This is a genomic window from Pelosinus fermentans DSM 17108, from assembly GCF_000271485.2.
Lineage (GTDB): Bacteria > Bacillota > Negativicutes > DSM-13327 > DSM-13327 > Pelosinus > Pelosinus fermentans.
The window spans coordinates 2,984,654-3,007,494 of record NZ_AKVN02000001.1; the positions used below are offsets into that span (position 1 = coordinate 2,984,654).

Annotated in this window: 19 protein-coding genes and 7 tRNA genes; 4 read left to right on the forward strand and 22 right to left on the reverse strand. The window is 38.3% G+C overall.

Annotated features, from left to right (window positions below; all coding sequences use genetic code 11):
• Window positions 1-45 precede the first annotated feature (45 nt).
• From FR7_RS13780 to FR7_RS13830, 11 genes are all read right to left on the reverse strand, one after another.
• Entirely contained in the window at window positions 46-1,545 is a 1,500-nt protein-coding gene (locus FR7_RS13780) for an amino acid permease (protein ID WP_007935341.1), read from the reverse strand.
• Between the two features lie 377 nt (window positions 1,546-1,922).
• On the reverse strand, window positions 1,923-2,738 hold the full coding sequence (kce, locus tag FR7_RS13785) for a 3-keto-5-aminohexanoate cleavage enzyme (protein ID WP_007935342.1): 816 nt from the start codon (window positions 2,736-2,738) through the stop codon (window positions 1,923-1,925).
• Between the two features lies 1 nt (window position 2,739).
• Window positions 2,740-3,129 (reverse strand): 3-aminobutyryl-CoA ammonia lyase, encoded by a 390-nt coding sequence (gene kal / locus FR7_RS13790; RefSeq protein WP_007935343.1) that lies wholly within the window; start codon window positions 3,127-3,129, stop codon window positions 2,740-2,742.
• A 35-nt stretch (window positions 3,130-3,164) separates the two neighbouring features.
• A complete protein-coding gene (kamE, locus tag FR7_RS13795) occupies window positions 3,165-3,929 on the reverse strand; it encodes a lysine 5,6-aminomutase subunit beta (RefSeq protein WP_007935344.1) in 765 nt (254 codons plus the stop codon).
• A complete protein-coding gene (gene kamD / locus FR7_RS13800) occupies window positions 3,922-5,484 on the reverse strand; it encodes a lysine 5,6-aminomutase subunit alpha (RefSeq protein ID WP_007935345.1) in 1,563 nt (520 codons plus the stop codon). Before kamD ends, kamE begins: the two co-directional genes overlap by 8 nt.
• A complete protein-coding gene (locus FR7_RS13805) occupies window positions 5,471-6,946 on the reverse strand; it encodes a sigma-54 interaction domain-containing protein (protein ID WP_007935346.1) in 1,476 nt (491 codons plus the stop codon). The genes kamD and FR7_RS13805 overlap by 14 nt, the downstream gene beginning before the upstream one ends.
• Before the next feature lie 23 nt (window positions 6,947-6,969).
• Window positions 6,970-7,989, reverse strand: a complete 1,020-nt coding sequence (gene kamB / locus FR7_RS13810) for a lysine 5,6-aminomutase reactivase subunit KamB (protein WP_237714865.1) — start codon at window positions 7,987-7,989, stop codon at window positions 6,970-6,972.
• Window positions 7,990-7,991: 2 nt separating this feature from the next.
• A complete protein-coding gene (kdd, locus tag FR7_RS13815; protein ID WP_007935348.1) occupies window positions 7,992-9,032 on the reverse strand; it encodes an L-erythro-3,5-diaminohexanoate dehydrogenase in 1,041 nt (346 codons plus the stop codon).
• Between the two features lie 347 nt (window positions 9,033-9,379).
• Window positions 9,380-10,717 (reverse strand): DNA recombination protein RmuC, encoded by a 1,338-nt coding sequence (locus FR7_RS13820; RefSeq protein WP_237714866.1) that lies wholly within the window; start codon window positions 10,715-10,717, stop codon window positions 9,380-9,382.
• A gap of 339 nt (window positions 10,718-11,056) precedes the next feature.
• On the reverse strand, window positions 11,057-13,981 hold the full coding sequence (locus tag FR7_RS13825) for an insulinase family protein (RefSeq protein WP_007935353.1): 2,925 nt from the start codon (window positions 13,979-13,981) through the stop codon (window positions 11,057-11,059).
• A 398-nt stretch (window positions 13,982-14,379) separates the two neighbouring features.
• On the reverse strand, window positions 14,380-14,718 hold the full coding sequence (locus tag FR7_RS13830) for a metal-dependent hydrolase (protein ID WP_237715575.1): 339 nt from the start codon (window positions 14,716-14,718) through the stop codon (window positions 14,380-14,382).
• Window positions 14,719-14,877: 159 nt separating this feature from the next.
• Between FR7_RS13830 and FR7_RS13835 the strand changes: the two genes are divergently transcribed.
• Window positions 14,878-15,759: a GGDEF domain-containing protein gene (locus tag FR7_RS13835; protein ID WP_007935362.1), complete on the forward strand. Its 882-nt coding sequence runs from the start codon at window positions 14,878-14,880 to the stop codon at window positions 15,757-15,759.
• A 47-nt stretch (window positions 15,760-15,806) separates the two neighbouring features.
• Here the strand turns inward: FR7_RS13835 and FR7_RS13840 are convergent, their stop codons facing one another.
• From FR7_RS13840 to FR7_RS13880, 9 genes are all read right to left on the reverse strand, one after another.
• Window positions 15,807-16,241, reverse strand: coding sequence for a PaaI family thioesterase (locus FR7_RS13840; RefSeq protein WP_007935363.1), 435 nt, complete (start codon window positions 16,239-16,241; stop codon window positions 15,807-15,809).
• Window positions 16,242-16,470: 229 nt separating this feature from the next.
• Window positions 16,471-17,769, reverse strand: a complete 1,299-nt coding sequence (locus FR7_RS13845) for a hemolysin family protein (protein ID WP_017531330.1) — start codon at window positions 17,767-17,769, stop codon at window positions 16,471-16,473.
• A gap of 273 nt (window positions 17,770-18,042) precedes the next feature.
• A tRNA-Leu gene (locus tag FR7_RS13850) sits at window positions 18,043-18,131 on the reverse strand.
• Window positions 18,132-18,179: 48 nt separating this feature from the next.
• A tRNA-Cys gene (locus FR7_RS13855) sits at window positions 18,180-18,253 on the reverse strand.
• A 5-nt stretch (window positions 18,254-18,258) separates the two neighbouring features.
• Window positions 18,259-18,333 (reverse strand) — tRNA-Gly (locus FR7_RS13860).
• Window positions 18,334-18,340: 7 nt separating this feature from the next.
• Window positions 18,341-18,416, reverse strand: a tRNA-Phe gene (locus tag FR7_RS13865).
• A gap of 13 nt (window positions 18,417-18,429) precedes the next feature.
• Window positions 18,430-18,505 (reverse strand) — tRNA-Asp (locus FR7_RS13870).
• A gap of 165 nt (window positions 18,506-18,670) precedes the next feature.
• Window positions 18,671-19,033 (reverse strand): response regulator, encoded by a 363-nt coding sequence (locus tag FR7_RS13875; RefSeq protein WP_007935366.1) that lies wholly within the window; start codon window positions 19,031-19,033, stop codon window positions 18,671-18,673.
• Between the two features lie 64 nt (window positions 19,034-19,097).
• A complete protein-coding gene (locus FR7_RS13880; protein WP_007935367.1) occupies window positions 19,098-19,760 on the reverse strand; it encodes a hypothetical protein in 663 nt (220 codons plus the stop codon).
• Between the two features lie 136 nt (window positions 19,761-19,896).
• On the opposite strand from FR7_RS13880, the gene FR7_RS13885 reads away from it, so the two are divergent.
• Genes FR7_RS13885 through FR7_RS13895 form a run of 3 tightly spaced genes read left to right on the forward strand, consistent with a single transcriptional unit; the run spans window position 19,897 to window position 22,582 of the window.
• A complete protein-coding gene (locus FR7_RS13885; RefSeq protein ID WP_007935369.1) occupies window positions 19,897-20,967 on the forward strand; it encodes an ABC transporter substrate-binding protein in 1,071 nt (356 codons plus the stop codon).
• Between the two features lie 29 nt (window positions 20,968-20,996).
• Window positions 20,997-21,770, forward strand: a complete 774-nt coding sequence (locus FR7_RS13890) for an ABC transporter permease (protein WP_007935370.1) — start codon at window positions 20,997-20,999, stop codon at window positions 21,768-21,770.
• A 17-nt stretch (window positions 21,771-21,787) separates the two neighbouring features.
• The gene (locus FR7_RS13895) at window positions 21,788-22,582 is read left to right on the forward strand and encodes an ABC transporter ATP-binding protein (RefSeq protein WP_007935372.1); all 795 of its coding nucleotides are present in this window, start codon (window positions 21,788-21,790) and stop codon (window positions 22,580-22,582) included.
• A gap of 105 nt (window positions 22,583-22,687) precedes the next feature.
• Here FR7_RS13895 and FR7_RS13900 read toward each other — a convergent pair.
• Window positions 22,688-22,763, reverse strand: a tRNA-Trp gene (locus FR7_RS13900).
• A gap of 1 nt (window position 22,764) precedes the next feature.
• Window positions 22,765-22,839: transfer RNA gene (locus FR7_RS13905), tRNA-Gly, on the reverse strand.
• Between the last annotated feature and the right edge of the window lie 2 nt (window positions 22,840-22,841).

A 22,841-nucleotide genomic window follows, 5' to 3' on the forward strand; every position in this document is an offset into this window, starting at 1 on the left:
ATTCTTTTTTTCTATAAACTTACTCTTAATGGAATCAGATTTGTATCAAACTAGATTCTTGCTCAAGTCTACTTTTTCCAAAGCGATTACTTTTGTTTTTCTAGAAAACTTATACCCTAGATATGTTGCTAAGAAAATAGGAATACCCACATAGGACACAGCTAGTCCATACCAGTCTACTTCTCCGCCTAAAAAGGCATTATAATTTTGTCCAATGATTACGATACCGCAAAGTACCATCGCAAATAGAGGTCCAAAGGGGAACCATTTTGCCTTATATTTAAGTTGAGATAAATCAAGTCCTTGCCGGATAAATGCTTGACGGAAACGATAGTGACTAATGGCAATACCCAGCCAGGCAATGAAACCAATCATTCCCGTAATGTTAAGCAGCCATGTATAAGCAGTACCTTCCCCAACTAATGAGGAAAGAAAGGCTAAAAATCCAATTGCAGAAGTAGCATAAAGAGAATTAGTTGGAACACCGCGTTTGTTGACTTTGCCAAAGATCCGGGGAGCTTTGCCTTCTTTTGCCATAGCGTACAACATACGAGTTGAGGCATACAATCCTGAATTCGCACAAGATAGCACGGATGTGAGAATGATTGCATTCATTAGGGATGCTGCTGCCGCAAATCCAGCACGGCTGAATACTAGAGTAAAGGGACTGACAGCAACATTTTCCACGTCACCTTTTAATAAGTTTTCATCCGTATAGGGCAGGATAAAACCAATAATAATTAAAGCACCAATATAAAAAAGGAGAATGCGCCAAAATACCGTATTAATTGCTTTTGGTACATCTCTTTCAGGATTTTCACTTTCGCCAGCAGCAATACCAACCAGTTCAGTGCCTTGAAAAGAAAAACCAGCAATCATAAAGATCGCCAATATTGCGCTGAATCCACCAACAAAAGGTGCCTCTTGAATTTGCCAATTGGAGAACCCTGGTGAAGCCCCCCCACCAATCCCTAAAATCATCAATGTACCTACCACTAAAAAGATAATAACGGTTATTACCTTAGCACCTGCAAACCAATATTCACTTTCACCATACGCTCTTGTTGATAAGTAATTAAGGGCAAATAATATGACCAAAAAGAGTCCACTCCAATAATAACCAGGAATATCAGGGAGCCAAAATTTCATTATAATGGCACCTGCTACTAATTCTACTGCAATACAGGTTGCCCAGTTTAACCAATAGTTCCAACCGATTGCAAAGCCTAACGCCGGATCAACAAACCTTGCTGCATAGGTTCCGAAAGATCCTGGAACGGGTAAGTAGGTTGCCATTTCTCCTAAACTAGTCATTAGAAAATAAACCATAATCCCAATGACGCCATAGGCTACCAGCGCGCCACCAGGACCGGCAGTACTGACTGATGCACCACTTGCCAAAAATAACCCCGTGCCGATAGCACCACCAAGTGCTATCATATTCATGTGACGGGCTTTTAAACTTCGCTTTAATTCCTCTTTGCCTCCAACACCTGTCTCCTCCCTAAGGCTTTGGATTTTCCCTGTCTCCAGGTCGGCATTCATGAAATTCACTCCTTTTTTAAATGAATATTTGGAATTTTTAATTAATTATTTGACCGTGGTGCCAGTCAGCCAGAACTTTAAATCTTATTATTAAGAATTGCAATAACCATGCCAACAGCAGCAGTATCAACAATATTCGCTTATCTATTATGGATGAATACCAAGTTTTTTCTTAATATGACTAATCTTCGGCACTAGAATGACAATGATGAGCGATACTATTACACTTTACAACCTATTTTATATTTGCTGAAAATTCGGCAAACCGCCGAAAAATGAGCAGAAGCCACAAAGATTCAGCAGTATTGTAACTACTAAATTTTTATGGCTTCTGCTATCTTTTATTTAACGAAAGCTTTATATTAATTTAATTACCTTCACTGGGCTAATCCTAGAATTCTTCTGGCTTGTTCGGGAGTAGCAACTGGCCGACCTATTTCTTTTCCAATCCTTGCTATACGCTCCACTAGTTGAAAGTTACCATCAGATAATACACCTTTTGTATAATACACATTATCTTCAAAGCCAACGCGCACATGTCCGCCCATAACAATCGCCATCATCCCAAGAGACAACTCACTACGTCCAATCCCCGCCACTGTCCAAGTCGACCCTGCAGGTATGGACTCTATTAGATGCAGCAAATGTCTTGCTTCCCCTGGTATACCACCAGGAACCCCCATTACAAAATCAAAATGAAGAGGCAACTGCAAAATTTTCTTTTGCACTAAACGCAGCGCATTATAAATCATCCCCACTTCGAATACTTCAATTTCAGGTTTTACTCCCTGGGCCACCATTGCTTTTGCAAATATTTCAACCATGGGCATAGGATTGGAAAATATTTCTTCGCCAAAATTAACTGTACCTGTAGTCAATGTTGCCATCTCAGGCTTTAATTCTACAGGCTGCAAGCGTTCCTCAGCTGTCATCCATGACGCTCCGCCTGTGGATGTTTGAATAATTACGTTACTATTTTCTTTGATCAGTGCAATGGTTCCTTGAAAGATCTCCTTCGCTTGGGTAGCCTTTCCGTCTTCATCTCTAACATGCAGATGAATAATGGAAGCTCCTTTTTCAGCACATCGTATTGCCTCATTGGCAATTTCTCTAGGAGTAAGGGGCAGATTTGGATTATCTTGACGAGTTGCTTCTGCACCTACGGGGGCAACGGTAATGATAAGCGGCTCCAAATTATACACCCCTTTGCTTTTCTTTAGGAACGACACAAGTTCCGCTAGCGATACAAACTACAACGGGATCCGCTAATACAGATGCTGCTGATTCATGCTGAGCAGCCTGATCTAATGAAATAACTTTTGTGGCGATAAATTCCATTCGTCGTGATGTATTACCAATCTTTATAATCTTGCCCCGCGCCTCGATAAAATCGCCTGCATAAACAGGGGCTGTAAATTCCACATTGTCATATGCAACAAATAGTCCTTCATCACCATCGCTACGAATTAATAATTCAGTTGCTACATCACCAAATAAATCTAACATTCGGGACCCATTTACTAATCCTCCTGCATAATGAGTGTCATGCTCGCTCATTCGCACCCGTATTAAAACGTCTTCCATGCTCTCCTCTCCTTATGACTCTTATTAGCTAAAAATCAACCCGTCTCCTTGCTGCTATCCCACACATTCTTGCGTTTTACTTCCTGGACAAGAAACGACGCAACATGCTCTGCATAGGTATTGGAACTAAAGCCAGCGTCATACCCTAACTCTTTTGCTAATTCATGGCTAATTCGCGGTCCCCCCACTACTAAAGTTACTTTATCCCGCAAACCTTCCGCTTCCAGCATATCTACGAGTCTTGTCAAATTTGTAATATGAATATTTTTTTGCGTTACAACCTGAGATATTAAAATAGCATCTGCTTGAATTTCATAGACTTTATGAATAACTTCCTCACAAGCCACTTGTGCTCCCATATTTACAGCATTAATTTCATGATAGCTTTCTAAACCTTTATGTCCATTAAAACCTTTTATGTTCATAATGGCATCAATCCCAACAGTGTGAGCATCACTTTCAATACAAGCTCCCACTACATTGAGTTTTCGGTTTAGATGAGTACGAATAAAGTCATCAATTTCTTTTTTGGACAATACCTCTAATGCAACTTCTGGAACCGTAATCCCAACAATATTTACTCCATGACTGCATTTCCCATAAACAATGAAAAAACTAAATGTATCGCTAATCCCTTCAGCATGAGCAACTGCTGCCTCTTCTAGTCCCATACTAGCAGTCAACTGCCTAGCTGCTTCTTTTGCTGCATTTGATAAAGGAATCGGCAGGGTGAAGGACAGCTGCACCATGCCGTCATTTAAGGTATCACCATAAGGTTTAACATGATTTACATCAACCATTGCTGTTTCCTCCTTTTAACATGAGAGGAATAAAAGGATTGAGATAACTGCATTCCTTTACAATGACTCCCTGCAACCCTCTGCCACCTTCAGAAGTTCGCGAGATGTCAGCAAAATAGCCTAATGCCAGTGCTTGCATCAGTCCTATGTCAGCAATATCTTCCAATAAGTTAACTGCCTTTTCCAATACTTCCTGAGCTCTTTGCTGAATAAATCCTCCTTCACGAAAATAAATTTCATCGGCGATTCCTCGCAAATTATTAAAAACATATTTAGCAGACTCAATACTTAAAAATCGGTCATGAATAAGAGGGGTATGAATGGCTTCTGTTAATATACCTAAAAGATGCAAACTCTGCCCTGTCATGATGGAACAAACATTGAACAGAGTATCTTGCACATGTCCTTTAAAAATATTTCCTGTCATATATTTAGTCGGTGGCATATATTTAATGGGGCTCTTTGGGAAAACCGCTCTTACTAATTGTGCTTGTGCCAATTCATACATAAAACCATTAGGGGTTTGCGGATCGATTTCAAAAGCATGCCCAAGACCGAGCTGCTCGGAGGTCATATTACACCGAAAAGCAAACTGTTCATTTATTAATTCAGAGGCTAAAACCGTATGACCACTTTCAATGGCATCTGCTGTAGTTAAGTAATTGTCTTCCCCTGTGTTGATAATAATACCAGCATAACCATTGATTAACCTAGAAAAGTACTGATCTACAAAAGTACGCTTCATATTAATGTCCCGAAAAATAATTCCATACATGGAGTCATTGAGCATCACATCCAAACGTTCTAATGCCCCCATCACTGCAATTTCGGGCATACAAAGCCCTGAGCAATAATTAGTCAAATAAATGTAACGATTGACTTCTTTTCCTACTTCGTCTAAAGCCTGCCGTAAAATCTGAAAATTAGCCTGGGTCGCATATGTACCACCAAAGCCTGTGGTAGTTGGTCCATAGGGAACATAGTCTAGTAAACTTTGCCCTGTAGTGCGAATAACGGCAATGATGTCAGCTCCTTGCCGAGCAGCAGCCTGCGCTTGAATCGCATCCTCATGCACATTACCAGTAGCCACAATAACATATAACATAGGTTCCTGTCCCTTGCCTAAACTTGCAATCCATGCTTCTCTTTCTTGACGACGCTCTTTAATTTTCGCTAAGGAACGGATAGCCAATTGCAAGGCTGCATCTTCAATTTCGCCTTCTGGAGTTCTGGGTAATTCTAGTAAATGAATCGTTTTATTTACTATACACTCTGCCAACTGCTGAGATGATAATTTTGTATGAATCATCCCATTCACGAACCAATACATGACTCCTTTACCTAATACACCTGCATTATGCAATTCTTCAACGATTCCATTTACTAATGGTACTCCTGCCTGATCAACTCCATCAATCCCTAGTAATCTTAAAACAGATCGTTCTACTGCCACTGTACTGTGAGCATCAATATGCTCTTGTACCTGATCTACAATTTGTTTTGCATATTTTCGACCGCGATCAATAACCTCCTGGCTCAAATTAAGTTTTTTCAATACAATCCCCTCCTAACAAGGAGTCATCTTTTTTATTCCTTCTAAGCAGTCCATATATTTTCAGTTTATACTGTATGGTTTGACGAGGAATACCTAAAGATAATGCTGCTTTTGATATATTTCCTTCACTTCTTTCTAAAGCGTGAAGGAGAGCACTTCTTTCAACAGTCCCCAATATTTCCGGCAGGCTCTTACCGTTCAATTGACAATATATTTCACGACTATGATCATCATCATAGTTGCGCAAATGTTCTGGAATATGTTCGATTTCAATGATATGACCGGATACGATATTCATAGCGTGCTCAATGGCATGCTGCAATTCTCTAACATTTCCTGGCCAAGAGTATTTTAAAAATGCCTGATCTACTTCTTCACTTATTTTTTGCACTGAACGACCAATTTTCGCATTATACACCATAATAAAATGTTCTACCAAGGCAGCAATGTCACTTTTGCGTTCTCGTAAAGAAGGTACTTGTAACGCTACCACATTCAATCGATAATATAAATCAATGCGCAATTCCTTTTTACGTACTGCTTCTTGGGGATCTACATTGGTACAGGCAATGACCCTAGTATCTACCTCTCTTACCTTATTATCACCTAAGCGGCGTAAGGTTCCATCTTGCAGAACTCTAAGCAGTTTACTTTGCAATTCCATCGGCATAGAATTGATTTCATCTAAAAATAGAGTTCCTCTATCAGCGAGCTCAAACAATCCTGGACGATCTTCCGCTCCTGTAAAACTTCCTTTTACCGTTCCAAATAAAATACTTTCTAACAGCGTTGCAGGAAAAGCTGCACAGTTTTGCGCCACGAAGGGTCCGTCCTTGCGAGAAGATGCATTATGGATGGACTGTACTACCAGTTCTTTTCCTGCGCCTGTTTCACCAATTACCAACACAGGAGAAGAAGTCGATGCCACTCTTTGACTGACTACTTTAAGCTTAACCATTAGGTCATGACTGCCAATAATATCGTTAAATGTGTATTTTGCAAAACTAATTTCAGTCTTCTTTGCTTTTTTGAAGTTGGTTGACTTTTTATCTAATAGTACAGCCTGCAGATCCATCACTCGATCTGACATCTCTTTAATTTTCGTTATATCTCGAGACAAATCACAAGCACCCACTAATATCCCCTCTCTATATAGTGGAAAAGTAGAGTAATGAATCGTAATAATTCGCCCTGTCCTGCTTACGATGGTTTGCTGCTGATCCAATACTGGCTTGCCAGTAGCCAATACCTCCATCAAACTGCTTGTTTCAAGGGTCAATGAAGGATATACCTGAAGAACATGCTTTCCCATAACTTCAGTAGCCTGCAATCCTTCCACTTCAGCCGCTGTCTGGTTGTAATAAATTGTTATTCCCTCACAATTGATTACATGTACTGCCTGATCAAGACGATCTAACACTAAATCAAGACAGCTATCGCTGCCGTCTAATTCATTGAGCAATCTACTCCCCCCAATACCGAGTACTAGAATTTTCTCTCTTGTACCACATCCATTACAGGTATAGGCGCTAATGCTGCGCCCATCTTCTGAAGCAAAACACCTGGGTCAATTCCTTTGCCTCCTGGATAGGTTGGATTTATCGTTACCCCTAATAAAGAAATCGGCTGTACAGCCTGAACCTGTATATTACGAGCTCTTAGCTGCCGCCATAAACCAACTGTAATGAAAATTTTACTACCATCCTGAACCACTACGATAGGAATCCGTTGTTTCTTTAGCAAAGCCTGAGCTAACCCATCTCCCATCGCTCCTTTAATAATAAGAACAGAACAATCGTCCTCCAATATTGTTAGCCACTGCGTAATACTTAAGAGAGAGGTACTCACAAAATATTCCTGACATTGATTATGACCAATCACCAGCACTTTAGCCTTTGAATGATGATATAGTTTAAGATAATCATCGTTGGATTTTGGTATCGTTAATTGCTCTACGCGACATGTAGTGATATGAAGTAATTCCTCTACATCACGGCTTAAGGTTGCTCCAGTAGCTAAAACAACTTGGCTGCTAACTAAAGGATCAGCAGAACTTTGCCGGTCAAAGGCCCCATCAATTAGTGTGCACCTTGTTCCCCAGCGAGTTAAACATTGTAATAATTGCCTTACATCTTCATTTTTGCTTGGTCCCGCCAAAACTACCTGATTCACAGACTTTGCTTTCAAAATAACCACATTACCAAGAGGCGTGCAAATATCTGTTTGCTGGAGATAATCCCATAGGTTCGGGTCTATAATAACCTTTTCAGCAGTAGCCACTATTGTTTGAGGCTGCACAACAATTGAAGGTTTCGCTAAATGAGTCAAAGCATCAAAGCTTTCTCCATCCCTCCCAATTGATGTCAGTCCTAAGGCTATGCCTTGTGCATATAAAGCTTTTTGCATATAATTCAAAGTTACTGTCTTGCCTACATTTTTCGCCATACCAATAATCGTTAAAGCCTTAGGAGTTTCTATTAAAAATTCATTCCAATTTAACATCATCTTCAAGCATAAAGCTCATGAAATACTTGCCAGAGAATGGGACTTTCTCGTACTGTTTCTAAGGCAACGATTGCATGATTTCGGCAATAACCATTACCCACTAACATAGTTACGTCTTTGCCTATGCCTTCAGCCCCGAGAGCAGCACCTGTAAAGCTGGTCGCCATGCTAAAGAAATATACAGTTCCTCTATCTTTTGTAGCCATAATAGAGGCCATTTCAGTATTAGGTATATTAACGCAATTGATTGTGACATCTACCATCTGACCGTTCGTAACCTCAGACACAGCTTTCATTACTTGCAGCGGATCTGTAGCATCTACTTGCAATACTTCATCGGCATAGCCTAGATGCCGCATTCTATCACAACTGCCTTTACTTGAACCTATGCCAATCACCCTGCCAGTTACTCCTGCTCTCTTCTTCGCCTCATACAAACAAAGCATACCCGATTTGCCACCGCCGCCAATGATGAGTACATTTTGCCCTGGTCGTACTAGATGAGCAGTTTGTGCTGGTGCACCTGCTACATCCAAGATAGCCAAGGCTAAGGATGGGGACATATCTGAAGGTAAGACTGCATAGATACCGCTGCTGAATAAAATAGCCAGGGCATCAACTTCAACCTGCTCTTTTTCAATATAAATTTTTCTAATTTTCCGAATTTTCAATGGAGTTAATGATAAAGAAACTAACGTAGCAATTCGGTCTCCCACCTTTACAGGCGTTTTCCCTGTCCATGCAGATCCAATTTTACTTACCGTTCCCATTAGCATTCCACCGGAGCCAGTAATGGGATTATGATGTTTCCCCCGCTTTTCCACAATATCAAGCATCATTCGCTCCATAACAGCTATATCGTTCTGGGCATCTTTTTTGATCTGCGTAAAACTTGCCGCATCAATATTTAAGGTATCAACTTCAATTAGCAGCTCATTATCATAGATTTCCATAGTATTATCAATTTTCCATGCAGGCTGAGGCAAAACACCTTGAGGCTCTATTACTCGATGAGTACCGTAAGGACAACCTATTTTTGTCATATTAATTACCCTCCAATATATTCTATTTTTTGAAATATAATCCTCTTTTACTATTTTTAACTCAGCAGGCTCAAACAGGCTAAATTTTAGATAGGGATTATTGAACTCACCTCCAACTATCAAATTACTAATGCAAAGCATTGTTTCTCTAACAGACTACTATGCAAATTACGTTCCAACCTAAGACAGTTGCTCACCCCGCGATTTCCCTCTATATCTATTCTTACACGAATTAATAATGCCTAAAATTCGGCATACTTTAAATGTTTTGTAAGAAATACGCATAGACCAAGCGCCCAAAAATCAGCATCAATCTGCCAAATTTTGGGCGCTTATCATAGATATTTTTATTCTTTTTCTTGAGCAGCTGCTATTTCTGCAACATTTGCTGCATCTAACATATTTACTGCTTCCTCTTGAGGAAGTTCTTGTACATTTTTAAGCTTCCTTTCTATAGTGCGAGACTTTCTGGCAGCTACATCAATGGAGTTACTAGCCTCTTGCAGTTTTTTATGGGTTTTATCTAATAAATCGCCAAATTTACCAAATTCGGTTTTTACAACACTAAGCAGTGACCAGACTTCTGAACTGCGTTTTTCAACTGCAAGCGTTCTAAAACCCATTTGCAAGCTATTAAGCAACGCAGATAGGGTCGTAGGGCCTGCAATGATTACCTTGTAATTTCGCATAATAGTATCACACAGCCCTGGACGCCGCAACACTTCAGCATATAATCCTTCAATTGGCAAAAATAAAATTGCAAACTCTGTAGTATGGGGAACACAGACGTATTTATTGGCAATATCTTTCGCTTCGCTTTTAATTCGATTTTCTAAAGCCTTGGCTGCTTCTTCTGCTAAGACAGCATTGGCTTGATCTTGAGCCTCTAATAATCGTTGATAATCTTCTTGGGGAAATTTCGCATCAATTGGCAGCCAGACAATGCTTTCCTCTGTATCACGACCAGGAAGTTTAATCGCAAATTCTACTCTATCATTGCTTCCTGGCTTCGTTGCAACGTTTTTAGCATACTGTTCAATGGTTAGAATTTGCTCTAATAAATTCTCTAATTGAATTTCGCCCCATATACCACGAGTTTTGACATTGGATAATACTCTTTTTAGATCACCAACGCCAGAGGCCAGAGTCTGCATTTCACCTAGCCCTCTATGTACCATTTCTAACCTTTCGCTAACCAACTTAAAACTCTCTCCCAAACGCTTTTCTAACGTCTGATTTAATTTCTCATCCACCGTTTTTCTCATCTCTTCAAGTTTGCTGCCATTCTCTTCACGAAGCACCCGCAATTGTTTTTCTACCGTTTCACGCATACGCTCTAACTTTTGTTCATTCATTTGAGTCAGTCCCTGTAATTGCTGAGAGAATGTCTCTAATTGCGTTAATTGCACGGTAGTATTTTCATTCATCCGTTTCAAAATTGATTCATTTAACTTACTAAGTGTATTCGCTACTTCTTCTCGCAATGCTCTGGCGACAAGATTATTTTCTCCTCGGTTCTTGGCCATTTCATCATTTACAGTTCGTTCTACTCTTTCGATTGCCTTTTCTATACCTATCAGATGGGCAGCAAGCTCCTGCTGCTGATTCTTTCCAAGTCGAAACAGTACTGTAATGAGAAGAAAAATAATAATTCCATTAAGACCAAACATTAGCATTATCATCACCGTTGACAAAATAAATCCTCCAACTATTTTATTATTTTACTAAGAACATTATATAAAATTTGATTCAGGGAACAATATTTTAGGAACCCATTTTCTAAATGTACTTCTTGGGTAAGCTATAGGCGGGGAGGTGATAGTATGGAAAAACGTCAAAATGAATCTTGTAAAGAAAATAAAAACAAATCCCAAAAGGCCTCTACAGAATTTGCCAAAGAAATTTGCCCTAAAGATAAGAACGAGAATAAAAACAAGTAAAATAAGAGGGTGGTCAAACCACCCTCTTATTTTTTTTGCACGGCTTTCCCCACACTGTCTCTTCCTGCACATCCATCACTATCTTTACTTTAAGATATTCGTTACATGCTGAAATAGATTGCTATTATCTTTGATTTTTTGTTCATTTCCTAAGACACACAAGTAATTTTCTTTCATGGCATTCTCCATTAAGTCAGCCAAATTAGAAATATCTTCTTGCCTAGTTGCTAAGATTTCATCTCTCTCTTGTTGAATCATAGACTGAGAAATATTCCGAATATAATTGTTAGTTGCTCGCTCCCCTTTTTGCGATGGAGTCAAAGGCGTATCCAACTGGCTCATGGTACCAATTACATACTTGGTCATCTCTCTTTGATCAACAGAGAAATTACGCAGATAATTTGCGGTCTCATCATATACAGTTAACGTCTCTTTTAAATTTGGATCCCGGTACGAGCCAAGCACCATATTTCCATTACGTTCTAATCTTGCAAAACCGCCATAAGCTCCCCCTTGAACACGTACCCGCGTCCACAAGTAATCATAACGCAAAATGGTTTCCAGCACTTTTAAGCTTCCATGATAGGAATATCCTAACTTACGGAAATTTGCTCCTTTAACCACATACTGTACTTTGCCGGACGTCATGAGTCCTTCATTGTAATGACTATTTTCAAAATGATATACAGCAGGTTTTTCTTTAGTTGACACTAAGCAGGAGTGAAATTCGGAAAATGCTTTTTGAAATTCACTATAATTCTCGTCTTCTACAGTTACACTTACCAATAAGTTTTCTTTATTAAAAATAAAACCAGCTACCGTTTCAAGATTCTTATAAACTTCTTCTGACTTTGCTGCAAAGTCTTTTTCTAATGCAGCTACAAAATCATAAAAGGCTAACATTCCTACTTCATTATACTGTGCAATAGGAGAAAAATAGGATAATACACGATTCGTCGCCAGTTGCTGTCCGCGGCGGAATAAATTCATATCCCAATTGGATTTTATTTCTTGAATCAGTTCCTTCATTCGTTTACTGTTGTCAAAGCGGCTATGGGCAATAATCTGCTCTGTCAGTCTTAATAATTGAGGCAGCTTCTCTACTAAGGATTTGCCTTTGATTATAAATTTGGGTAAGTATTTTGAATCATTAGCATTTTCTGTGAAAACTGCTACATCAAAAACAATACCGCCTGTATTCTTGTTAATTTCATTGGATAGCGCAGAGTATTCATATTGTTTTGTAGAAACCTTTCCTAAGATCTCTGACAATAAGTACATATAGGGTAGATATTGTTGAGGCACCAGGCATGTATCAAAATACATGTTCACATAAGCAATGGCATTGGTGCGAAGTGGGTGAAGCAATACAGGTATTCCTAATTCTTGTTTCTCCACTACTATCAATTCTTCTGATTTTACCTCTATATCTTGCCGAGTGAGCAGAGGAATGGTCGCTAAGGCTTCTGGTGAATCGGCTGTTTCTTGTAATGTTTTTAAACGCTGTGTTTGTTCTACCAGCTTATTAATTTCAATATCAGACAGAGATGCCTTATATTCAGCCAGGTATTTGCGTAGTTCTTTATCTTTTTCTTCTGCCAGGCCATGCTTGGGTTTTAAGATAACCAAAGCTTGATGATTATTATTGAGCAAATGCTGCTCAATCAACTGCTCAAAGTAATTGGTTTTTAGTGCTGCTTTTATTTTTACTAAATCATCTTCATACCCTAAATGTATGAAAGGACTTGCGTCATACAACCAGCTATCCATACATTTAATATTATAGACAAGTCCTTTAGGACGAGTACCATAATTTGCTTCCCGTAGTGTAAATTCAAAAATGTTAATGCATGCTTCAATTAATTCTTTATCAATTCCTTCTCTTACCAGTCTTCCCAGCTCTTCATCTACAACTTGAATAAACTTCGCTTTTTCATTTTCATTGGCACCCGTAATAACAATCCCGAAGGTAGGCTGCAGTATGCTTTTCACAAAAGTTCCTACTACATCTTTACCAATCTCCGCTTCGATCAAGGCATTTCGCAAAGGTGCAGCTGGAGTTTCCAGAAGTAGATACTCTAAGATTTGAAAAGCTAGACAGATTTCAGAATTAGTCGCTTTCCCCAATACGAAATTTCTGCTTAAAAACGTTTTATCTTCTATATTCTCACTAGGAGCAATCGAATATTCAAAAACATTTTCTACTTTTTCTTTAAATGCAGGCTGTAAAGCAATTTGGGAATTTACTTCAACTTTTTCAAAATTACTTAAATATGCTTCATCTAAAAACTTCAGATTATCAAGTATATCTAAATCTCCATATAAGAAGATATATCCATTGGAGGGATGGTAATATTTCTTATGAAAATCTATAAATTTTTCTTGCGTCAGCTCTGGAATAAACTCAGGATCACCACCTGATTCTACACCATAGGCCGTATCAGGAAACAAAGATTCAAAATTTTTCTTTTCTAAAATTGCATCAGGTGAAGAAAAGACACCCTTCATCTCATTGTATACTACGCCTTTATAAGTGATTTCATCCGCTGGATTCTCCAACTCATAATGCCAGCCTTCCTGCATTAACGTCTCTGGAGAATTATATATATTCGGATAAAAAACTGCATCCAAATATACATCCATTAAATTACGAAAATCCTTAACATTACGACTTGCCACGGGATACATGGTCTTATCAGGAAATGTCATGGCATTTAGATAGGTATTCAAAGATCCTTTTACTAATTCAACAAAAGGTTCCTTCATAGGGAATTTACGAGAGCCGCACAATACAGAATGCTCAACAATATGAGCAACTCCTGTACTATCTTCCGGAGGTGTGCGAAAGGTAACGGAGAAAACTTTGTTATCATCATCATTTTGTAAATATAACAATCGCGCGCCGCTTTTTTCATGATAGAATATCCTGGCAAGCGAACTTATTTCATCAATTTTTTCTTCCTCTTCTAAACGAAAGCCATGATATAAATTTCCTTTTATTAAATCCATTCCATTACCTCTTTTCAAAAAATTTCATTCTTATACCATATTCGCTATTGTAGGAACAACGTCCTGCAATATGGGCTTTTTAGAACACGATTCAAGATTCCATGTCAATACTATATGCAAAATGGATTAAAAGATTGACGCTAGCAGAGTAAAATGAGAAAATATACTATATGTCCATGATATTATAGAGCTTGAAAGGATGTTCAAATTGGAAAAATTAATTTATTACTCTTCCATGCTAGGCGGCATATTACTATCTGTTACTCTCATTTGGGTGGCAATCTATAATTTTAGAATTTCCCAAACTAAAAAGGCAAGTTTATTTCTTCTCTCTGGATTATCTCTCGGAATCCTACTTATTTATAATATCCTATTTCCACAATAAAAATTTATTTAAATTACCAACCTTTAATCTTAAATATTTTGGAACCAAATATAGATTGCAGTGCATCTCCAAACAAATGGGAAATTCCTCCTAAGAATACATAAGGCGCAGCCCCTTTAATACATAAAAAAGGAATTGATAAGACAGCACATCCTAATAATGTATGACAAAACCCCCTATGACTCATAAAACCTACAAAAATATTTAATCGACCAAGCATCGATCTGTGGTGGTCAATATCCGGCAGTATACTGCCAATCACTATAAATAAAATATCCATCGGCTGCATTGCAAATTCCAGACTAAAAAAAAGTCCTATAATAATATGTATTGCCCAATTGAAAATAATCACCTATTTCATTGTGTACTATGACTTATGCTGTATCGTTTCGTGTAAATTTTTCAAAAAAACAATTACGAACATTCGTTTGTATTTTTATAGTAAAGCAAACATTCGTTCTTGTAAAGAGAATTTCAAAACTTTTTCAATGAACTACTGGGAGGGAACACGATGGATATGATTAAAAACATGGCATTTTTAGACTATTTATTTGATGGAATCTATTTAGTTGACAAAGAAGGGGCTATTTTGTTCGCTAACCAATCAGCAGAAAAAATAAGCGGTTATAGTGCATCTGAGGTCATGGGGCTTAAGTACAACGAAAATATCCTACAAGAAGCTCCCAATAAAAATGAGCCATCTACTTTAGAAAATTCTATTCTTTGTGAAAAAACAGTCTACCTGCGTCATAAAGATCACTCTTTGATCCCAATTACAATTCGTTTGATTCCCCTGCTAAATGATCACGGTCTAAGCACTGTCACATTGATAGCTTTTACCAAAACTATCTTTATCGAAAATGTGAATCAAGTAAAAGATTTAGCTCGCAAAGCGTTTGTCGACACTCTTACAGGGCTTCCTAATAAAGAATATCTCGATAGTAAACTAAAAAGTTTAATGACATCTACAGAAATTCAAAATAATAATACTTTGGGCCTGTTCTTTGTTAAACTCGATAATCTTAAACAAATTAATGATATTCATGGTACATTAGCAGGAGACATGACGCTAAAGGCTGTCGCAAAAATTTTATTTGAAAATAAGCAACATCCCAACAATATTATATGCCGATGGGATAGCAGTCTATTTTTCATCCTAACTAATTTCGATAAGAAATTCCTCATGCTAAATTGGGCTACCAAAGTAAAAAACTTGCTGCAAGCATTAACCGTCCCTGGTTATAATACTCTTTCGCCAATGATCTATATCAGCGGAGTCATCACTCCACTAGGAGAAAATTTGGATGTTCTTTATATTGCCTTAGATGAAGAGTTAAAAAACAGTTATCACTCAGGCAGCAATATCAGCATTCGCGATCTTCCAACTATCTAATCGTCATTTATAAAGCGCCTGACCACGTTGTGGCAGGCGCTTATGATTTATTCTTTATTTTCTTCAAACATCCCTGTAACGAAGAATGTGCCTCGAGTTTTTGCCAACAGTTGATTTTGGCTATCTACAATCTCACTTTCTGCTACCATTGTATTTTTCCCATTATGAATGACTTTTCCTATGGCTTTTATAGCGGCTTGAGTTGCTGCTCCTTTAATAAAATTCATATTCATTTCAAGGGTCACCACTTTTTTTCCGGTAGTCGCACATGCAATTCCCATAGCTGAATCAGCTAAAGAAGCTAAGGCACCACCATGAGCGATATTATACAGGTTTGTATGTTTACCAGCAAGCACAGGCATACAAAGTTCTACCTTACCTTCTTCCACATGCATAATGGAAATATCTAATAACTTGATATATGGGTTTTCATCATATATCGTAACGAGGTTCTCCTTTAACCACTCTGTAGTTTTTTTCATATTGATTGCTCCCAACGTTTCTCAAAATTCTATTGCTTCTTAGCGGATTCAAATTCACTATATAGTATGATTAGCCAATATGAATCGTATTACCTATTGTAAAAATTCTCTATAAACCTATAACTTCCTTCTTGACTGTCACCTGCCCCTTCTACTTTCTTCAACTTAACAACTGAAATGTTCATATAAAAAACTAAAAGCCCTCGCAGATTGTGCGAGAGCTTTTATATCACGATACTTTTTGAATCAGAACTCTATTTACACGCATAAAATCAGCTTCCGTAATAATAAAGTCATATCCTTTATAAGAAATTTTTCGATTTACCTCAAGAGGCAGCTCCGTTCTTGCACAAATCCAGCCACCAAGAGTATCTACATCTTCTGTTGGAAGCTGTAAGTCAAAAAAGTCATTAAATTCCTCTATGAGAATACGTCCATCTACTAAATGAGCATCTTTCTCATGAGTTTCAATTAGGGGACGTTCATCATCAAACTCATCATGCATTTCCCCTACGATTTCTTCTAGAATATCCTTTACGGTAACGAGTCCAGCAGTTCCACCATATTCATCTATAGCAATTGCTATCTGTGCCTTATTTTTCTGCAGAAGTTTTAAAACAGAACTAATCTGCATAGATTCAGGTACAGCGAGCACATTTCTCGTAATACTTTCCAAATCAGGCTTAGCAGCCAATGCAAGTGGCGATAAAAGATCTTTGATATGAATAAAGCCAATAATATTATCTTTATTTGAATCACATACAGGATATCGTGTTTTCCCTTCCTGTATAGCGACTTCCAGGTTATCCTCATAAGACTTTCTGATGTCCAGGCATATCATATCTGTACGTGGAATCATTACCTCACGAGCATGTCTTTCTGCAAAGTCAAATATATTATCCATTAAGGTTAATTCCGTCTGATTTATAAAACCTTGCCTGTGACTCTCTTCCATAAGGATACGTATTTCTCCTTCTGTATGGGCAGATTCACTATCTGTTGCAGGCTCAACACCTAATAATTTCAGAAATTGATTAGCCGTTCCATTCATAAACCAAATAAAAGGATACATGATCTTATAAAAGGCAATTAAAGGGGGTGCCGCCCACATTGTAACTTGCTCTGCCTTTTGAATTGCCATTGATTTCGGTGCCAATTCTCCCAAAATAATATGCAGAGAAGTAATTACAGAAAAGGCAATCACAAAAGAAATGGTTGCAATGATTTCTTGCGATAAACCAAATGCTAAAAGCAGTGGGGCAATTATGCTGGCAACCGCCGGTTCACCTACCCAGCCTAACCCAAGAGAAGCTAATGTAATCCCTAACTGACATGCCGACAAATAAGCATCCAAATTTTTGGTTAATCGCTGCGCAAATTTCGCTCTAACATTTCCCTCTGAGATCAACGTTTCTATCCGAGTACTTCGAACCTTAACCATAGCAAATTCTGCTGCAACAAAGAATCCATTTAGCATAACCAAGCCTAAAACTAAAATTGTATTAAACAGTATAGACGCAGGGTCCAATAAATATCCCTATTATCCCTCATCCATTGGGGAAATAGGACACCTCCTCTATTATATATATTGTAACATTATACCACATTTTTTTAATTATTAAAAATAGATCTAGCCTCTGTTCGATTAATACTACACTCCATTAGAGCAATATATCATAATTTCCTTAGAAATCCTCTATGTATCTTCTTATATTGCGTATTTTTCCCTTTAAAGATATTAAATATCGCGATCTTTGAAATACAAAAAAAACTTCGCATAAATACGAAGTTCCAAATTACGTGGTGCCGAGGACCGGAATCGAACCGGTACGGAGATTTCTCTCCGACGGATTTTAAGTCCGTTGCGTCTGCCAGTTCCGCCACCCCGGCATAAATCAATATGCCAAACTGTTTAAGGCAGTATATAAAACTTTGAGTTGGAGGCGGCACCCAGATTTGAACTGGGGATAAAGGTTTTGCAGACCTCTGCCTTACCACTTGGCTATGCCGCCTTTAATGGAGCGGGAAACGAGATTCGAACTCGCGACCCTCGCCTTGGCAAGGCGATGCTCTACCACTGAGCTATTCCCGCATTTAAATGGTGCCTCAGGACAGAATCGAACTGTCGACACGAGGATTTTCAGTCCTCTGCTCTACCGACTGAGCTACCGAGGCATTTAAAATTGAATGGCGACCCAGATCGGATTTGAACCGACGACCTCCGCCGTGACAGGGCGGCATTCTAACCGCTAAACTACTGGGCCACTGTATAGTCACAATGTCTATTGTACTACATTACATCTGGCGTGTCAACCATTTTTTTGAATGCCTGCATGGATTTCATTTTTTACCAGCAACATTCCTTAGCCACAGATATTATTATAGCACACAACCTTTTATTGTCAAGTACTTTCGTAAATTAGATTTTCTTACTGCCCTAAAACTTTCTTAATTGTTTCAATGACTTGAATATTATCAAAAGGCTTTACAATAAAATCTGATGCACCGGCATTAATCGCATCCGTAATAATCGATCTTTGCCCAAGCGCAGTTACCATTACAATTCTAACCAAAGGATTTTCCTCAAAAATATGTTTGACTGCTTCTATTCCATCCATTTTAGGCATGGTAATATCCATCGTTATTAGATCCGGTTTATGATGCCGATAAAGTTGCACCGCTTCCATGCCATCCCCAGCTTCACCAACTATCTCATGACCATTGTCAATCAATACTTTTTTTAGCATCATGCGCATAAAAGCAGAATCATCACAGACTAATATTCTTGCCACTTAAATTCAAACCTCCTACAATTAACAACTATCATATCTAGTTTTTTCTTTACATAACTCCATCTTAATTTAATTGTATTCTTATCTTTTCCAATTCTGTTGCCAAATGATTTGCAACAAGCTTTTGTAAGTCAGCTAAATCTTTTGTATCAAAAATAGCTAATATGATTGGGGTTCCCTTTATACGCGTCTCTCCAAAAAATTCATCTCTAAATACGTTGTAATAAATAGTTAGATTACTTTCCAAGTCAAAATCACTATAATCAACGATGATATAAGAGCCATTAATCACTTTTACAGGTTCATCTGGTTTTATAAATAACTCAAAGCCGAGTAAAGTTTGAGGCAGGTCTTCTATGTATGACCAATCCATTATTTTCTTTTCATGAACGATACTCTCTACATTTTCTCTAGTGAAAAAACTTAATTGGGATAAGACGCCTTTGAGTCGCTGAATTAATAATTTTTCTAGTTGCTGTAAATCTCCAACAATAAAATTCACATCAAAATATTCAATTAGACCAATCACTACACGAGCAAAATATTCTTTTGTCGCTTGATCATATAACACGGAAAAGCTTTTATGTTCTCCTTTATTTTGGTACGTAAATATACAATACTGTGTATCACGTTTCTCCAACTCAACTTGTAGTGTAAATTTTCCAAACTCCTTCGGTAATTTCTTTAGTAATTCCCATTCGTCTACTTCTGCTATGATTTTTTCCATATATAACAATACCTTTCACTCTGGACTACTGTTACATATTCTGTATTCATACTTAAAAACCTGCTGCTTTATCACCAAATATAATAAAAATGAATATCATGTGATAACTCAATCAAATCGATTAGGAGGGAAATCTATGAAACGCAGCATAAAGATCATAACAATACTATTACTGGTACTCTTCATGACTGCCTGCAGCCAAAGTCCGGCTACACACGATACAGCAAGCAACGGTCCTGCTTGGGCACCAGCAGTATCACCATTGCCTCAAGAAACAGTTGTCAAAGTGGGCATGAAACAAGTTGTATCTGATGCAGGCATACTGATTGGCACGGCTAAGAACTATTACAAAGATCTAGGCATTAAAATCGAACCGGTACAATTCAATACTGGACAGGAAATGATCAACCAATTAGCTGCTGGCCAACTAGATGTGGGCGCTACCGTTACATCTTCAGGATTATTTAACGCCATGTCTCGTGATATTCCTATAAAAATCGTTGCTGATAAAGGCATCAACCTTCCCGGACAAGGTTATTATCGGCTAGTAATCCGCAAAGATCTAACAGATACAATAAAAGATTATAAAGATCTGCGAAATAAAAAAATTGCCATTGTTGGTACGGCCTCTCTTGATGAAATTGCGTTATCTAGAGTGCTACAAAAAGGAGCCTTAACTACGAATGACGTTGATATTCAGGTAATCCGTTCTTTTCCTGATATGCTGGTATCCTTCGGTAATAAAAGCATTGATGCAGCTATGATCATCGAACCTTTTGTCACTCTTAGCATAAACAAAGATTTGGCTGATCCCTGGAAAGACCCCGTGGATTATGACCCCGATGCCCAAACAGCCTTGTTAGTCTATGGAACAAGTATGACAAAAAACCCCGCTGTAGCTAACCGTTTTATGACTGCTTACATACAGTCATTGAGAGACTACAATGATGGTTTTGTTAAAAATAAAAATAGAACAGAGATCATTGATATTCTCTGTAAGTACTCAGTAATTAAAGACCCTGCCTTATATGAAAAAATGTTTCCCACAGGCTTAAATCCGAATGGGTATGTTCGCACAAAAGGCATTCTCTTGGATTTGGATTGGTACAAGGAAAATAACTTATTACAATCAGATATAAAGTATGAAGATGCCGTAGATAATCAATATGTCGATTTTGCAGTAAAGACCTTAGGAACATATCAATAATATAAACCTTAGCGCTTGGAGATGATAGCATGATTAAGCAAGAATATTCTTCGTTACTCATTCGAATACTGTCCATATTATCCCCATTGAGCATTCTCATTCTCTGGGAGGTCATGGCTCGTGTTCATATTATTGATACCCGTTTATTATCCAGCCCCAGCCTAATACTACATGCTTTCATTCCGCTTCTGTTGTCTGGTGAGTTATTATATAACACTGCCGTTAGTGTACAACGGGTGATATGGGGTTTTCTAGCTGGTTCTGCCCCCGGCATAGTATTGGGTATTGGCATGGGTTTATCTCCTTTAATCCGTTCAGCTTTTGAACCGATGATTGCTGCCACATACCCGATTCCCAAACTAGCTCTAATGCCCCTAATTTTATTAGTGTTTGGGCTGGGCGAAACTTCTAAAATTTTCACAATTGCAATTGGTGTTTTTTATTTAGTTGTAATCAACACCATGGCCGGGGTATTAAGCATTGATAAAATTTATTTAGATGTAGCACAAAATTTTGGCGCCAGCCGTAAAAACTTTTATCTTACCGTTGCTCTTCCCGGTGCTCTTCCGATGATTTTTGCAGGGTTAAAACTCGGCATGGGTATGGCTTTAATTCTAATTGTAGCAGCCGAACTTTCTGCCGCAAAAGCCGGGGTCGGCTGGATGATATGGCGAGCCTATGACATGTTTGCTATCGAGCAAATGTTTATAGCACTCATCACACTATCCCTTCTTGGCTATGTATTTTCTTTACTCCTTGATATGTTGGAAAATTGGGTTCTTCCATGGAAAAAACAAGTCTAATAAAGGAGATGCATATAATGGCCTATGAGAAAGAAAGCATCTCAGTCACAAATCTTAGTAAAATTTTCAATACGAATTCTGGTCAAATCACAGCCTTACAAGATATTTCACTATCCATCGGCGAGGGAGAATTTTTCTGCATTGTAGGACCCAGCGGTTGTGGTAAAACAACGCTGCTTCGCATACTAGCAGGGTTGGATAGTTCTTCTGGCGGCACTATCACTATCAAGCCAACCAATATAGATCGTCCTGTCAATTCTATGGTTTTTCAAGAACAATCGATATTCCCTTGGATGACAGTGATCGATAATGTTTCATACGGATTACGCATGCGCAATATACCCAAAAAGGAACGGTATGAAATAGCCAGACATTATATAGAAATGATTGGTCTTAGTAAATTTACTCATGCCTATCCCTCCCAATTATCGGGTGGTATGAAGCAGCGGGTCAGCGTAGCCCGCGCTTTTGCTAACGATCCTGAAATCCTATTAATGGATGAACCCTTCGGAGCGCTGGATGAACAAAATCGCATCCTCCTGCAGCATGAATTATTAAGAATCTGGGAAGAAACAAGGAAAACGACGGTTTTCATCACCCATAGTATCGATGAAGCATTATGCTTAGGAGATCGAATCATGGTAATGAGTGCCAATCCAGGCATGATTAAAACAATCGTTACTAACGATCTCCCCCGGCCTCGAAAGATATCTGAAATACGCACTTCACTACAATACAATCAGTTATTCCAGTCCATTTGGCTGATTCTAAGAGATGAAGTAACAAATAGTAAAAATAATTCTTTCACATAAAGAAAAAAGCAACCACAAATTTAGTGAGTTGCTTTTCACTTGTAACGAAAAATTTAAATAAACTTAAAAACGACACGATAAGATATCGTGTCGTTTGCAAATTTCTGGCAGGGGCAGAAGGACTTGAACCCTCAACCAACGGTTTTGGAGACCGCTACTCTACCAATTGAGCTATACCCCTATGGAGCGGGAAACGAGATTCGAACTCGCGACCCTCGCCTTGGCAAGGCGATGCTCTACCGCTGAGCTATTCCCGCAT